A 12,939-nucleotide genomic window follows, 5' to 3' on the forward strand; every position below is an offset into this window, starting at 1 on the left:
GCGATTGCCATGGAATCCGCAATTCCATCTCACCTGCAAACGGCGCGCTCCCGTCATCGTCGCGTGCCCGACGATTACGCGCCGCCTTATCCGTCCTTCGTCGCGCGCCACAAGCCCGCGGTTGCGAGCGTGATCATGGCCTATTTCGGCGTGCAGCTTCGTGGCGAGCCGACCGCCGCGGTGGCCGAGGCGCTGGCGCAGATCGCTGGGCGTTTTGCCGGCGAGAACGGCCCAACGCATTGGGACCGCGCGCAATATGTCGACCAGGCCGGGTTCACCAATGTGGTCTCGGTTGCCTATTGGGACGATGCCGGGCGTTTCGACGCCTGGTTCGAGGGCGCACGCGAGGCCTGGACCGGCGGCAGCGCCAGCGATGGCGTCGGCCGTTTCATCGAGGTGCTGCGGCCGCATGTTGCGCGCTACGAAACGCTGTTCTCGTCGCTCGGCCGGCCGGAGGGCGTCGCCGTGCTCGCCGACGGCATGAGCGGTGAGGTGCAGGAGCACGCCTATTGGGGCGGCATGCGCGACCGCATCCCGCTGTCGCAGACCGACGCGATGTCGCCGGGCGGCGAGCCGCGTGTGATCCGCGACGGCGCGAGGATCCGCGTCGTGGCGCATGACAATCTCTGCCTGATCCGCTCCGGCCAGGACTGGAGCGACACCGAAGCATCCGAACGCAAGATGTATCTCGACGATGTCGAGCCGGTGTTGCGCGAGGGCATGGATTTCCTGCGTGACGAGGGCGTGCCGATCGGCTGCTACGCCAACCGCTATATGCGTGTCGTCGATGCGGAGGGAAGACCGACGGAAAAGTCCTACGGTCAGAGCTGGTGGAAGAGCCTCGCGGCCCTGGAGCGCTGGGCGGAATCACACCCGACCCATGTCAGGATCTTCGGCGCGGCGATGAAGTATCTGTCGACGCTCGGACCGAACGCAAAGCTCCGGCTGTATCACGAGGTCACGGTCGCCGCCGCCGACGAGCAATTCTTCGAATATCTCGGCTGCCACGACCGGACGGGGATGTTGGGCGCGGTGCAGTGAGCATCACCACCTTGCACCACTTGTCGTCCCCCGGCTTGGCCGGGGGACCCAGTACGCCGCGGCTTCTCCGCGACTGACTGGTGTCTCTGGAATACTGGATCGCCCAGTCGAGCCGGACGATGACACCGTGAGTTGGATAAGCGCTCGTGCCTATCGCCGAGATCTAACGCCCGCTGTTACGCGACGCGGAGGCCCTTGGCGACCTCCTTCTGCGCGTCGAACTCGCGGCGCAGGCGCGCCAGCTCCTCGGCGCTGAGCGCATCGGCATTGCTGTAGTCGCGCTTCCAGGAGGCGTCCTCGCTCCAGCGCAGCGGCGACTGCACCGTGGTCTGCGGACCGGGCGCGGATTCCAGCACGCGCAGGGCGAGCTCCAGCGTGAACGCCTGCGAGGCCTCGTCGTGTGGCTTGCCGGCGGAGTTGCCGAGTGGGAAATCCGAGAACAGGAAGCGCGGCACGGCGGCGTGTTCGACGATATCCTTGGCGCAACCCATCACGACGGTCGGGATGCCGTTGGCCTCGAGATGCCGCGCCACCAGGCTGACAGTCTGATGGCAGACCGGACAGTTCGGCACCAGCACCGCGGCGTCGACCATGTCGTCGCGGCAGCGCTTGAGGATTTCGGGGGCGTCGGTCTCGATCGTGACGCGATGGCTGCGGTTGGTCGGGGCGCCGAAGAAGCGCGGCGCGACTTCGCCGATCGTGCCGGCCGCGGCGAGGCGCTTGAGTTGCGCCAGCGGGAACCAGGTGCCGCTGTCGGTCGCGGTGGTGTGGGTGCGGTCATAGGCGATGTGCGAAATCCGCAGATCGTGCGGCTGGGAGGTGTCGCCGTCATAGACCGAATAGAACTTGGCTCCGCCATTGTATTTGGCGCCGGGACCCTGGTCGCCCTTGGCGGGATCGAACGGCGCCGCCGTCGTGATGAGGGCGACGCGGGACTGGTTCAGCGGCTTCCTGAGCGGCTGGAACGGGGCGGAGGTGTAATGGGCCCAGCGGTAGGGGGTGGTGTAGCCGATCGCCGCGTAATAGTCGCGGGTCCGCTTCATGTAGCCGATCGGGGCATCGTCGTCGGGGGCAAAGCCGGTTTGATCGTCCGAGGCTGCGGCCATTTTGCGCTCCCTTTTGCGCGCCATCATTTCAGTCCATAGCTAGACCACGAGCTTGCGGTGTCAAGCCGCCGCTGCGCGGGAACAGATTTGCGATGCGAACAGGTCGTTGCGCCGCATGGATCACGCTTTTGTTGCTGGTGTTGCCGGCCGGCGCCGGCGCAGAGGATCCGCCTGCCGCAGCCCCGGCAACGTCGCCCAGCGCCGGGCAGCCCGCGGCGGCACCTGCGGACAAGCCCGCCACGCCTGCCGAGAAACCAGCGCCGGCGGAGCAGCCTGCGCCACCGCCGGGCGAGCAGTCCGCGCCCTCGGCGGAGAAGCCTGCGGCACCTCCGGCAGACGCGCCTGCGGCGCCCGCCGAGAAGCCTGCGGCGGCAACCGACAAGCCAGCGGACGACGCACGCGAGAGCGACACCCGCGAGGCGATGTGCCTGATGATCGAGTCGGCGGCGCGGGCCAACGATCTGCCGCTCGAATTCTTCGCGCGCGTGATCTGGCAGGAGAGCCGCTTCCAGTCCGATGCCGTCGGTCCCATGACCCGGAGCGGCCAGCGCGCGCAGGGCATCGCGCAGTTCATGCCCGGCACCGCCAACGAGCGCGGGCTGCTCGATCCCTTCAATCCCGTCCAGGCGCTGCCGAAGTCGGCCGAATTCCTCAGCGAGCTGCGCAACCAGTTCGGCAATCTCGGCCTCGCGGCGGCGGCCTATAATGCTGGTCCGCGCCGGATCCAGGACTGGCTCGCCGGCACGGGATACATGCCGCAGGAGACGCGCAACTATGTCTCCGCGATCACAGGCTCCAGCGTTGACGACTGGGCCGCTGCCGCCCGCAACAACGGCAAGATGCCGGAGCGTCCGCCGGCCAAGAGTTGCCGCGAGCTGATGGCGCTGCTGAAGCGTGCACCCAACCCGTTCGTCGCGGGCCTCGAGCAGCACATCACGCTGTCGGCGGCGAAGGTGTGGGGCGTGCAGCTTGCCGCAGGCTTCAGCCGCGACAAGGCGCTGGCGATGTACGCACGTGCCATGAAGCGGCTGTCGAGCGTGATCGGCGATCAGGATCCGAGCCTGCTCGGCTCGCGGCTGCGCACGCGCGGCAGCGCGACCTTCTACCAGGTGCGCATCGGCGCCGACACGCGCCCCGAGGCCGACGGCCTGTGCAACCGCATCCGCAAGGCCGGCGGCGCGTGCTTCGTGCTGAAGAACCGGGCGTGAAGCACGGACCTCTCCACGTCATTGCGAAGAGCTCGTGACAAAGTTGCGGGGCAATTTTGCACTGAAGCGACGAAGCAATCCATCTGTCCGAGCAAGGGAGCAATGGATTGCTTCGCTGCGCTCGCAATGACGGTCGGGGCTGTCGCCGTCGCATACCGGACCTGTGCAGCCACTTGCTTGACCCGTTGAGCACCGCGCCCTAAGCCGCCGCGATTGCAAAACCATCTGGTTCCACCGTGGCGCTTCCTCCGCTCGATTCTCCGCAATGGCAGACCTCGTTCCGCGCCTTCCTGTGGGGCGCGCGGTCGATTGGCGCGACGGTGCTCACGCTGGTGCTGTTTGCGACCTATCTCGGCATCGGCGCGCTGGCGCATGATAGCGGCTTCTCGCTGGGCTGGACCCTGGCGAGCACGGCATTCGTCTGGGCGGGGCCCGCGCAGATCATCGTGATCACGACGCTCGGCTCCGGCGCCACTGTGCTGCAAGCGGCGATCGCAGTCACCGTCAGCGCGATCAGGCTGTTTCCGATGGTGGTGTCGGTGCTGCCGCTGATGCGTACCGAGGACACCAAGCGGCGGCATCTGATCCTGGTGGCGCATCTCACGGCCGTGACGCTGTGGGTCGAATGCTACCGCTTCCTGCCGCAAGTGCCGCGCAACCGGCGGATCGTCTTCATCCATGGGCTCGGCCTGGGGCTGGTCTCGGTCTGCCTGATCGCCAACACGATCGGTTATGCGCTCGCGGCCAACCTCACACCGTTGTTCGCCGCCGGCATGCTGATGCTGACGCCGCTGGCGTTCCTGTTCTCCACCGCGCGCAACTGTCGCGAGCTCGCCGATGTCATCGCGCTGGTGCTCGGGCTGTTGCTGTTTCCGCTGGCCGCGCTGCTGAACAGCGGGGTCGACATCCTGGTCAGCGGCGTGGTCGCGGGAACCATTGCCTATGGTGTGCACCGGGCGAGGGCGGGCGTGGTGAGGGCGCGCGCATGACTGGCTTCATCGGTGACTGGCACGCGCTCGCGATCCTGTTCGTGGCAGGCGTCATCCCGAACCAGATCTGGCGCATGCTCGGCCTGTGGTTCGGCGGCGGCATCGATGAGAATTCCGAGCTGCTGGTCTGGGTGAGGGCGGTCGCCACCGCGATCCTCGCCGGCATCATCGCGCAGATCGTGGTGCAGCCGCCGGGCGCGCTCGCCAGCGTGCCGGACTGGCTGCGCTACGGCGCCGTCGCCGCGGGTTTCATCGTGTTCATGCTGGCGCGGAAATCGATCTTCGCTGGCGTGATTGCTGGCGAAATCGTCATGCTCGGCGGCAAATACTGGCTCGGCTGATTGCGGCGACTGCATTATCCGTTACTCTCGCTCCCCAAGAACAAGACAACGGGGAAACGGCATGCGGCGGCGCGCATCATCGCTATTCATTGTTGCTCTGACGGCGTTGCTGGCGGCGGTGCCCGCGCGTGCCGCCGACTATCCGACACGGCCGATCAAGCTCGTGGTGCCCTATGCCGCAGGCGGGCCGACCGACGTGCTCGGCCGCATCGTCGGCGAATATCTCGGGCGCGATCTCAAGCAGGTGGTCGTGGTCGAGAACAAGGCCGGCGCGCAGGGCGCGATCGGCGCCGAGGCGGTGGCGCGCTCCGATCCCGACGGCTACACGCTGTTCGTGACCGCGGCCTCGATCTTCGTGCTCAATCCGCTGCTCTACAAGAAGTTGCCCTACGATCCCGCCAGGGATTTTCGCCTGCTGTCTGTCATCACGGACGCGCCGATGATCATGGAGGTGAATCCGTCGGTACCCGCAAAGACGATCGCGGAGTTCGTCGCCTACGCCAAGAAGAATCCAGGCAAACTCAATTTCGGATCGGCCGGCACCGGCGGCACGGTTCACCTCGCCGGGGAGATGTTCAAGCAGATGGCCGGCGTCGAGATGACCCATGTGCCCTACAAGGGCGCCGGACCCGCGCTGCAGGATTTGCTGTCGGGCAATATCCAGCTGATGTTCGACACGCTCGGCACCGCGCTGCCGCCGGTCAAGTCAGGCATGTTGCGCGCGCTCGGCGTCAGTTCGACCGAGCGCATCCCTGATTTGCCCGACCTGCCGACGATCGCCGAGAGCGGCTATCCCGATTATGCGGTCAGCGTCTGGTATGGTATTGCAGCGCCGTCGAAAGTGCCTGACGAGATCGCCGGCAAGATCAAGGCGAGCCTCGACCGGGCCTTGAACGACGAGGCGTTCCGCGCTTCGCTGGTCAAGATCGGTTTTCCGCCATTGCACGCGAAGAGCCAGGCCGAGATCGACAAGTTCGTGGATACCGATCGCGCGCGATGGGCGGGCGTGGTCAAGGCGCTGAACATATCGCTGGATTGACACATGGTACGTGAAATGGAATTGCGCCAGGGCGAGGTCGCTGTCGACATGCCGACGGCGCGTGACGCGGGGCTCGTGTTCATCGGCCGCATCCGCACGCCCTGGACCTCGCGGCTGGCGACACCGCGGCAGGGGCGGCATGACGGCCCGGTGTGCCGGCTCGAGATCTTCGAGCCGTGGGTCGCCGCGATCAAGGGTGTCGATTTCTATTCAAATCTCGAAGTGCTGTACTGGCTGCACCAGTCTCGCCGCGACATCGTGCTGCAAAGCCCGAAGAACAACGGCAACACCCGCGGCACCTTCTCGCTGCGCTCGCCGGTGCGGCCGAACCCGATCGGGACCTCGATCGTCAAGCTGGTCGGCGTCGAGGGCAATGTCATCCTGGTGCGCGGCCTCGACTGCCTCGACGAGACACCGCTGATCGACGTCAAGCCCGACCGCTGCGAATTCACTCCGTTGGCACCGCCGCAGGCCGGAGATTTCGAGACGGAATGACGACGGTGGAGTCTACTTCAACGCCGCAATCAGCTTCACGGCATTCGCTTCCAGCACCTTGCCGTCTTCCCTGAGGCTGGCGGGCGGCAGCAGCGCCACGCCGTCCTTGCGCGGCATCACGTGCATGTGGAGATGAAAAACGACCTGGCCGCCGGCTGGCTCGTTGAATTGCTGCACGGTGATGCCGTCGGCTTCGAACGCCTTCATGCTGGCGGCCGCGATCTTGTGCGCGGCGCGCGCGACATGGGCGTAGTCGTCGGGCGTGATGTCGAGGATGTTGCGGGCAGGGGCTTTCGGGATGACAAGCGTATGCCCGGGCGAGCGCGGCATGATGTCGAGGAAGGCGAGCACGTGCTCGTTCTCATAGACCTTGTAGCAGGGAAACTCGCCGCGCAGGATCTTTGCGAAGGGGTTGTTGTTGTCATAGGCGGCGGGCATGGCGGCGGCTCCTCGATCTTTTAGAAGGCTAATGTCTCGGTCGCGGCTGAAACGTCAAGCGTCGTCGTCGACGGTCTTCCGGAACGGGCCGGCCTCGGCGAGCTCGCGGCCGACCTCGGCGACATAATCGCGCTCGCGCTTGAGGTAGTCGGCGATCGCGCGGCGCAGCCCGGGATCGGCGATGAAATGCGCCGAGTGGGTGGTTTGCGGTAGGTAGCCGCGCGCCAGCTTGTGCTCGCCCTGCGCGCCGGCCTCGACCACCTTGAGCCCGCGCTGAACCGCAAAATCGATCGCCTGGTAGTAGCAGACTTCGAAATGCAGGAACGGGTGGTGCTCGATCGCGCCCCAGTTGCGGCCGAACAACGTATCGGAGCCGATGAAGTTGATCGCACCCGCGATCCAACGGCCGTTACGCTTGGCCATCACAAGCAGCACGTCGCGGGCCATGCTTTCGCCGATCAGCGAGAAGAACTCCCGGGTCAGATACGGACGGCCCCATTTACGCGAGCCGGTCTCCATGTAGAACTCGAAGAACGCGTCCCAGGCGTCCTCGGTGATGTCGGAGCCGGTCAGCAAGTGGATGGTGATGCCGGCGGCAAGCGCCTCGCGGCGCTCGCGCTTGATGCCCTTGCGGTGACGCGAGTTCAGCGATCCCAGGAAATCGTCGAAGGTCTTGTAGCCCTGATTGTGCCAGTGGAACTGCTGGTCGGTCCGCTGCAGGAAGCCGTGCGCGCCAAGGAACCTGGCCTCGTCCTCGCGGGCAAAGGTGACGTGCACGGAGGAGGCCTCAGTGGCGTTGCAGAGCGCCCGCAGCCCCCGCGCCAGCGCGGAGCCGATCACCTCGCGGTCGACGCCGCCGCGGATCAAGAGCCGCGGCCCGGTCGCCGGCGTGAAGGGGACCGAGACCTGCAGCTTCGGGTAGTAGCTGCCGCCGGCGCGGTGATAGGCCTCGGCCCAGCCGCGGTCGAACACGTATTCGCCCTGCGAGTGCGATTTCAGATAGCAGGGCACGACACCGACGACCTTGCCATCCAGCTTAGCGATCAGATGCCGCGGTCCCCAGCCGGTCCGCGGGCAGGCCGAATTGGAGGCCTCGGCGGCGGCAAAAAATGCGTGGGAAACGAATGGGTTATAGCTTGAACCTGCGGTGGTCTGGCAATCACCTGTGACCGCGGGCGAGGCCAGCGTGTCGAGGTTGTGGATGCTGTCCGCGTCCGCTTTGGGATTGGCGCAGGCGTCCCATTCGGCCGCCGGAATGGCGCCGATGTCAGCCACAGCCTCTAGGGTGATTTCAGACGACGCCATCGAGAATGAAGACCGGTGCCTCGTTTGAGCATGATCTTTCCGGAACAGCTGGCTCCACTTCCGGATCATGCTCCGCATTCCGCCATCGCCGATGACGACCAACGCTTGACTAACCAACCCTTGCCAAGATCGTGCGTCGCAGCGACGAGTTCAAGACTGCCGGCGGCATGTCAGGTTCCCGGCACAAACCCCTCGAAAATCATCTGGTCGGCGAAACGCGCCGCACGCTCGCGCTGTTCCGCCGTGCGTACGGTCCAGGCCAGCAGCGGGCAGCCGAACACATTGCGGGCGATCCAGGGCGCCGGCGCCGGTAGTTGGTTGACCCAGAAAGCCACGAAATGCGGCTCAGTCCTGAAACCGTGGCGCAGGTACAGCATGCCGTCGCGCTGCGCCGGGGTCAGCTTGTCCCAATAGCCGTCGTCGTAAGTGCGCTGGGCCGTGATGCCGCGCGGCAGGTCCGGCATGATCTCGCGCAACGCCAGCACCTGGTCGGGATCGAAGGACATGCCGACCACCGGACCGGAATAGGACGACAGCACCTCGGCCATCCGCCGCACCAGTTTGCGGTCGCCGTCGAAATGGCTCTTCACCTCGACCACCAGCGGAACGCGGCCGGCGACCAGCGCGCAGAGATCGCCGAGCGTCATCATCTGCTCGGAGGTGTCCTTGAACCTGACCGCCTTGAGCTCGGCCACGGTCTTGCTCGCCAGCAGGCCCGAACCCTCGGTGAGGCGGCCGAGCGCGTCGTCGTGATGCACCATCGCCTCGCCGTCGGCAGTGAGCTGGATATCGCATTCGATCGCGAAATTGCCGGCAACCGCGGCGTTGGCCGCGGCCGGCATGTTCTCGATGACGCCACGTGCAGCATCATGCAGGCCGCGGTGGGCGACCGGCCGCTTCGTCAGCCAATCAGGCGCGCGCATCGATCAGGAGACTTCGAACACGCCTTCGACCTCGACCGCGGCATCCGCCGGCAGCGAGGCGACGCCGACGGTGGTGCGGGCATGGCGGCCCTTGTCGCCGAATGCCGCAACCATCAGGTCGGACGCGCCGTTCAGGACCTTCGGTCCGTCGAAGAAGTCGGGTGCGGAGTTGATGAAGCCGCCGAGCCGCACCACGCGCACGACCTTGTCGAGGTCGCCGAGCGCGGCCTTGATCTGCGCCAGCAAATTGATCGCGCAGCCCTGCGCTGCAGCAACGCCCTGCTCGAGCGTGACACCCGCGCCGAGCTTGCCCTTGGCAATCAGCTTGCCTTCGGCGTTGAAGCAGACCTGACCCGAGACGAACAGCAGGTTGCCGCTGCGGACGAAGGGGACATAGTTCGCGACCGGGGAGGTCGGCTCGGGAAGTGTGATGCCCTGTGACGCCAATTTTTGTTCGACGGTACCCGCCATTTTTTGTCCCCCAAGTGGATTGCACGAAGCCTGAAACGCGGTCAGGGCCAAGTTTGTTTCGATTGTTTCGCGCATCGTGCCGCCGGTTGCAAGCGACGCTAGAGTGAGGGCAGCGCGGTCATGAGGTGAGGAATCGCTGGGAAAGCTGCTGAAATGGGCGGCACTTTCGGCGCCGACATGGATTTTTTGTAAAATTTGCCCCAGTTGCGGCGCAATACGACCGTCACTATTGTGGCGAATCCCTGCCTCCCCGAGGAAAGAACATGACCCTGCCGTTTCGGACTCCGTTGCGTGCCCTGGTGCTCACGATCGCCGTTGCCGCAGGATCCGGTCTGGTTCAAGGGTCCGCCGCTGCGGCAGGCGGGCCGTTTCTCGCGCACCAGGCGCTGTACGATCTCAGTCTGGTGAAATCGCGTGGCTCCAATTCGGTCAGCGATGCGCGCGGGCGCATCCTGTACAATTTCTCCGGCAATTCCTGCGAAGGCTACACTTCCGAATTCCGCCAGGTCTCCGAGCTGGACAGCGGCGAGGGCAAGGTGACGCTATCCGATCTGCGTTCCTCGTCCTGGGAGGACGCGTCGGGCAAGAGCTACCGCTTCAAGATCGACACCCGGATGAACGACAGTGACTCGGCGCCGGTCGACGGCGTCGCCGAGCGCGTTGGCGATCATATCACCGTGAAGCTGACCCAGCCGGTGAAGAAGACGTTCAATATCGACGGCAAGATCGTGTTCCCGACCGAGCAGATCCAGCACATCATCGCCGCTGCCCGCGATGGTAAGTCGGTGCTCGAGCAGACCGTCTATGACGGCTCCGACAATGGCGAGAAGATCTACAACACGCTGACCGTGATCGGCCGGCCGATCGCCGGCGACCGCGCGCCGTCATCGCCCGATCCGTCGACGGCGAGCGATGCGATGAAGACCATGACGCGCTGGCCGGTGACGGTGAGCTATTACGACAGCGACGCGCGCGCCAAGGACGGCGAGCAGACGCCGGTCTACTCGATGGCGTTCGAGCTCTACGAGAACGGCGTCTCCCGCGCGCTGGTGCTTGATTACAACGATTTCGTGATCTCGGGCGCGCTGGACAAGTTCGACGTCAGGGACTCCAAGCCCTGCAAGTGAGGGGCTGATCTTCTCGACATACACAGCCGTCGTCCCGGGCAAGCGAAGCGCGACCCGGGACCCATAGCCACAGGGTCGAGTTGTTAAATGGGGGGGGCGGCCCCAGCGTCGCGCGATAATCACCTTCGGTGGTTATGGGTCCCTGCTTTCGCAGGGACGACAGCGGAGCAAGCCTCCGCATCCCGCGAGACCGCTCTGGCCGGAACCACCAGACACGAGTACGCTTCCCAAAACACGCGTGTCAGGGAGGCATCTCATGAGCAAATCAGACCACCTTCGTCCCAGCGGCCTGCATCACAATCCGGCTTACTCCCACGTCGTGGTCGCCTCGGGCGCGCGCACGATCTACATTTCGGGACAGGTGTCCACGGACGAAGAGGGCCGGGTGGTCGGCGCCGGCGATCTCGCCGCGCAGACGACGCAGGTGATGCAGAACCTCGGCATGGCGCTGAAAGCCGCCGGTGCGAGCTATTCCAACATCGTCAAGATCACGACCTTCGTGGTCGGCTACAAGCCGGAGCTTCGCCCGATCATCGGCAAGGCGCGCTCGGCATTCTTCGAGGGCATGGAGCCGCCGGCCTCCACGCTCGTCGGCGTCACCGCGCTCGCGGCGCCGGAATGGCTGATCGAGATCGAGGCGGTTGCGGTCGCGGATTGATACCAGTCGTCATGCGCGGGCTTGACCCGCGCATCCATCGCGCTTGAGAATTTTCATTGGAGATGGATGGCCGGGGCAAGCCCGGCCATGACGCTAGCGGGACTACTCCGGCTTGCCTGGCCCCTCATAGGCAATGCCGCGGATCACGGCCGCATTGCCGAACTTCTTGCGCAGATTGTCCATCGCGCGTTCGGCGTGGGCCGAGCGGCGGTCGAGCATGTCGGAATCGTTGGCTTGCGAGCCCGGGCGCAACGCGCTGACGCCAGCGCCCATCAGGCGGAAGGCGGTGCCGTCGATCTCCTTGGCCAGCATCTCGCGCGTCACCGCAAAAATCTTTGCCGCCAATTGGGTCGGCGTCTGGATCGATTGCGAGCGGGTGCGCTGGCGGAAATCCGCGGTCTTCAGCTTCAGCGTGATGGTGCAGCCGGAGAGGTCGCTGCTCTTCAGCCGCGCCGAGGTTTTCTCCGACAACTTCCAGAGCAGTTTTTCCAGCGTCGCGAAGTCGCGGATGTCGGTCTCGAAGGTGGTCTCGCTCGAAATGGTCTTGGCGCCGCGGTCGGGCACCACGCTGCGGTCGTCGATGCCACGCGCCAGCCGCCACAGCCTGCGGCCTTCGCTGGCGAACTGCTTCATCAGCTCGTTCTCGTCGGCGCGCTGCAAATCGGCGATGATGCGGAAGCCGCGCTGCACGAGCTTCTCTTGCGTCGCGGGGCCGACGCCGTAGATGAAGCCGACCGGCTTGCTCGCCAGCATCTCGCGCGCCTCGTCCTGGTCGAGCGCCGCAAAGCCCCGGGGCTTGTCGAGGTCGGAGGCGATCTTGGCGAGGAACTTGTTGCAGGACAGCCCGACCGACACCGTGATGCCGATGTCGCGCTCGACATTGCGGGCGAATTTGGCGAGCACCTTGGCCGGGATCATGCCGTGGACGCGCTGGGTGCCGGAGAGATCGAGGAAGGCCTCGTCGATCGACAGCGGCTCGACCAGCGGCGTCAGCGCCTGCATCGCCTGGCGGACCTCGCGCCCGACCCGGACATATTTCGCCATGTCCGGCGGGATCACGGTCGCGTCAGGGCAGAGTTCCAGCGCCTTGAACATCGGCATCGCCGAGCGGACGCCGTAGGTACGGGCGATGTAGCAGGCGGCGGATACCACGCCGCGCTTGCCGCCGCCGATGATGACCGGGCGGTCGGCGATCTCGGGATTGTCGCGCTTCTCGACGGTGGCATAGAACGCATCGCAGTCGATATGTGCGAGCGCCAGCGCGGGCAGGGTGCGATGCCGCACCAGCCGCGGCGAGCCGCAATGGCTGCATCGCTTTACCTTGATGTCGAGATCGCCGAGGCAATCTCGGCAGAAACTGAGGGGGCCGTCGGGAGCTGGCGCTGCCGTCGTCACGGCACGTCGCGCTCCCATCTCGGGTCACCCAGCGCCTGGTGGGCGGCTGCGATGTTCGTCGGGTGCAGTTCGGAGGCGGCGGCGAATGCCTTCACGGTGGCATCGTCACGCATCACGAAATCGAGCACGCTCGCAAGAAATTGAGGATTGGACGCCGCGTTCCGCAGGGTCTCTGGACCGATTCCGGTTTCGGCCAGGAACAGGCCCAGCCGTTCGGGATCGCCGGCAATGAAGCCGAGCGCCTGAATCGCAACGATTTCAGCGACTTCCCGCGGGTTGTGAACAGGCTTTTTCAACGCGCCGGTTTGCCTTTCCGTTAACTTATGGTCTCTATTGAGAGGCCCATCATGCCCGAGTCTTCCGCGTGTGTTCAAGCAACGGAAACCACGCTGCGGAAGTTGGA

The 12,939-nt window shown here is 65.5% G+C and carries 15 protein-coding genes; 8 read left to right on the plus strand and 7 right to left on the minus strand.

Going from position 1 to position 12,939, the window contains the following annotated elements; genetic code table 11:
• Nucleotides 1–9 precede the first annotated feature (9 nt).
• A complete protein-coding gene (locus JQ616_RS06830) occupies nt 10–1,041 on the plus strand; it encodes a phenylacetaldoxime dehydratase family protein (RefSeq protein ID WP_212013263.1) in 1,032 nt (343 codons plus the stop codon).
• Nucleotides 1,042–1,217: 176 nt separating this feature from the next.
• Here JQ616_RS06830 and JQ616_RS06835 read toward each other — a convergent pair whose 3' ends face one another.
• Nucleotides 1,218–2,147, minus strand: a complete 930-nt coding sequence (locus JQ616_RS06835; protein ID WP_212013264.1) for a glycine/sarcosine/betaine reductase selenoprotein B family protein — start codon at nt 2,145–2,147, stop codon at nt 1,218–1,220.
• A 92-nt stretch (nt 2,148–2,239) separates the two neighbouring features.
• Between JQ616_RS06835 and JQ616_RS06840 the strand changes: the two genes are divergently transcribed.
• From JQ616_RS06840 to tsaA, 5 genes are all read left to right on the plus strand, one after another.
• Entirely contained in the window at nt 2,240–3,355 is a 1,116-nt protein-coding gene (locus JQ616_RS06840; protein WP_212013265.1) for a lytic transglycosylase domain-containing protein, read from the plus strand.
• A gap of 236 nt (nt 3,356–3,591) precedes the next feature.
• Nucleotides 3,592–4,344, plus strand: coding sequence for an AzlC family ABC transporter permease (locus JQ616_RS06845; RefSeq protein WP_212013266.1), 753 nt, complete (start codon nt 3,592–3,594; stop codon nt 4,342–4,344).
• Entirely contained in the window at nt 4,341–4,685 is a 345-nt protein-coding gene (locus JQ616_RS06850; RefSeq protein WP_212013267.1) for an AzlD domain-containing protein, read from the plus strand. Before JQ616_RS06845 ends, JQ616_RS06850 begins: the two co-directional genes overlap by 4 nt.
• 61 nt (nt 4,686–4,746) lie before the next feature.
• Nucleotides 4,747–5,724, plus strand: a complete 978-nt coding sequence (locus JQ616_RS06855) for a Bug family tripartite tricarboxylate transporter substrate binding protein (protein WP_212013268.1) — start codon at nt 4,747–4,749, stop codon at nt 5,722–5,724.
• A 3-nt stretch (nt 5,725–5,727) separates the two neighbouring features.
• The gene (gene tsaA, locus JQ616_RS06860; RefSeq protein ID WP_074128941.1) at nt 5,728–6,219 is read left to right on the plus strand and encodes a tRNA (N6-threonylcarbamoyladenosine(37)-N6)-methyltransferase TrmO; all 492 of its coding nucleotides are present in this window, start codon (nt 5,728–5,730) and stop codon (nt 6,217–6,219) included.
• A 12-nt stretch (nt 6,220–6,231) separates the two neighbouring features.
• Here the strand turns inward: tsaA and JQ616_RS06865 are convergent, their stop codons facing one another.
• The 4 genes from JQ616_RS06865 to JQ616_RS06880 all read right to left on the minus strand — a co-directional run bounded on the left by JQ616_RS06865 (nt 6,232) and on the right by JQ616_RS06880 (nt 9,356).
• Nucleotides 6,232–6,657: an HIT family protein gene (locus JQ616_RS06865; RefSeq protein WP_212013269.1), complete on the minus strand. Its 426-nt coding sequence runs from the start codon at nt 6,655–6,657 to the stop codon at nt 6,232–6,234.
• A 54-nt stretch (nt 6,658–6,711) separates the two neighbouring features.
• The gene (locus JQ616_RS06870) at nt 6,712–7,962 is read right to left on the minus strand and encodes a GNAT family N-acetyltransferase (protein ID WP_212013270.1); all 1,251 of its coding nucleotides are present in this window, start codon (nt 7,960–7,962) and stop codon (nt 6,712–6,714) included.
• A gap of 170 nt (nt 7,963–8,132) precedes the next feature.
• Nucleotides 8,133–8,885 carry a glycerophosphodiester phosphodiesterase family protein gene (locus JQ616_RS06875; RefSeq protein WP_212013271.1) on the minus strand — a complete coding sequence of 251 codons (753 nt, stop codon included), beginning with the start codon at nt 8,883–8,885 and terminating at the stop codon, nt 8,133–8,135.
• A 3-nt stretch (nt 8,886–8,888) separates the two neighbouring features.
• On the minus strand, nt 8,889–9,356 hold the full coding sequence (locus tag JQ616_RS06880; protein ID WP_212013272.1) for a RidA family protein: 468 nt from the start codon (nt 9,354–9,356) through the stop codon (nt 8,889–8,891).
• A gap of 263 nt (nt 9,357–9,619) precedes the next feature.
• Here JQ616_RS06880 and JQ616_RS06885 point away from each other — a divergent pair, with 263 nt between their 5' ends.
• A complete protein-coding gene (locus JQ616_RS06885) occupies nt 9,620–10,483 on the plus strand; it encodes a cell envelope integrity EipB family protein (RefSeq protein ID WP_212013273.1) in 864 nt (287 codons plus the stop codon).
• A gap of 256 nt (nt 10,484–10,739) precedes the next feature.
• Entirely contained in the window at nt 10,740–11,141 is a 402-nt protein-coding gene (locus JQ616_RS06890) for a RidA family protein (protein ID WP_212013274.1), read from the plus strand.
• A 102-nt stretch (nt 11,142–11,243) separates the two neighbouring features.
• On the opposite strand, the gene JQ616_RS06895 is transcribed toward JQ616_RS06890, so the two are convergent.
• Both JQ616_RS06895 and JQ616_RS06900 read right to left on the minus strand, forming a co-directional pair.
• Nucleotides 11,244–12,554 (minus strand): DNA polymerase IV, encoded by a 1,311-nt coding sequence (locus JQ616_RS06895; protein WP_212013275.1) that lies wholly within the window; start codon nt 12,552–12,554, stop codon nt 11,244–11,246.
• Entirely contained in the window at nt 12,533–12,832 is a 300-nt protein-coding gene (locus JQ616_RS06900; RefSeq protein WP_076858046.1) for a DUF3572 domain-containing protein, read from the minus strand. The genes JQ616_RS06895 and JQ616_RS06900 overlap by 22 nt, the downstream gene beginning before the upstream one ends.
• Nucleotides 12,833–12,939: the final 107 nt, after the last annotated feature.

The organism is Bradyrhizobium tropiciagri (assembly GCF_018130545.1).
Classification (GTDB): domain Bacteria; phylum Pseudomonadota; class Alphaproteobacteria; order Rhizobiales; family Xanthobacteraceae; genus Bradyrhizobium; species Bradyrhizobium tropiciagri_A.

Bases quoted from the DNA above. Each gene is read 5' to 3' on its own strand.
- JQ616_RS06830 (WP_212013263.1), top strand. From the start codon at position 10: ATGGAATCCGCAATTCCATCTCACCTGCAAACGGCGCGCTCCCGTCAT.
- JQ616_RS06895 (WP_212013275.1), bottom strand. From the start codon at position 12,554: ATGGGAGCGCGACGTGCCGTGACGACGGCAGCGCCAGCTCCCGACGGC.
- JQ616_RS06835 (WP_212013264.1), bottom strand. From the start codon at position 2,147: ATGGCCGCAGCCTCGGACGATCAAACCGGCTTTGCCCCCGACGACGAT.
- JQ616_RS06880 (WP_212013272.1), bottom strand. From the start codon at position 9,356: ATGGCGGGTACCGTCGAACAAAAATTGGCGTCACAGGGCATCACACTT.
- JQ616_RS06875 (WP_212013271.1), bottom strand. From the start codon at position 8,885: ATGCGCGCGCCTGATTGGCTGACGAAGCGGCCGGTCGCCCACCGCGGC.
- JQ616_RS06855 (WP_212013268.1), top strand. From the start codon at position 4,747: ATGCGGCGGCGCGCATCATCGCTATTCATTGTTGCTCTGACGGCGTTG.
- JQ616_RS06885 (WP_212013273.1), top strand. From the start codon at position 9,620: ATGACCCTGCCGTTTCGGACTCCGTTGCGTGCCCTGGTGCTCACGATC.
- JQ616_RS06850 (WP_212013267.1), top strand. From the start codon at position 4,341: ATGACTGGCTTCATCGGTGACTGGCACGCGCTCGCGATCCTGTTCGTG.
- JQ616_RS06865 (WP_212013269.1), bottom strand. From the start codon at position 6,657: ATGCCCGCCGCCTATGACAACAACAACCCCTTCGCAAAGATCCTGCGC.
- JQ616_RS06870 (WP_212013270.1), bottom strand. From the start codon at position 7,962: ATGGCGTCGTCTGAAATCACCCTAGAGGCTGTGGCTGACATCGGCGCC.
- tsaA (WP_074128941.1), top strand. From the start codon at position 5,728: ATGGTACGTGAAATGGAATTGCGCCAGGGCGAGGTCGCTGTCGACATG.
- JQ616_RS06840 (WP_212013265.1), top strand. From the start codon at position 2,240: ATGCGAACAGGTCGTTGCGCCGCATGGATCACGCTTTTGTTGCTGGTG.
- JQ616_RS06890 (WP_212013274.1), top strand. From the start codon at position 10,740: ATGAGCAAATCAGACCACCTTCGTCCCAGCGGCCTGCATCACAATCCG.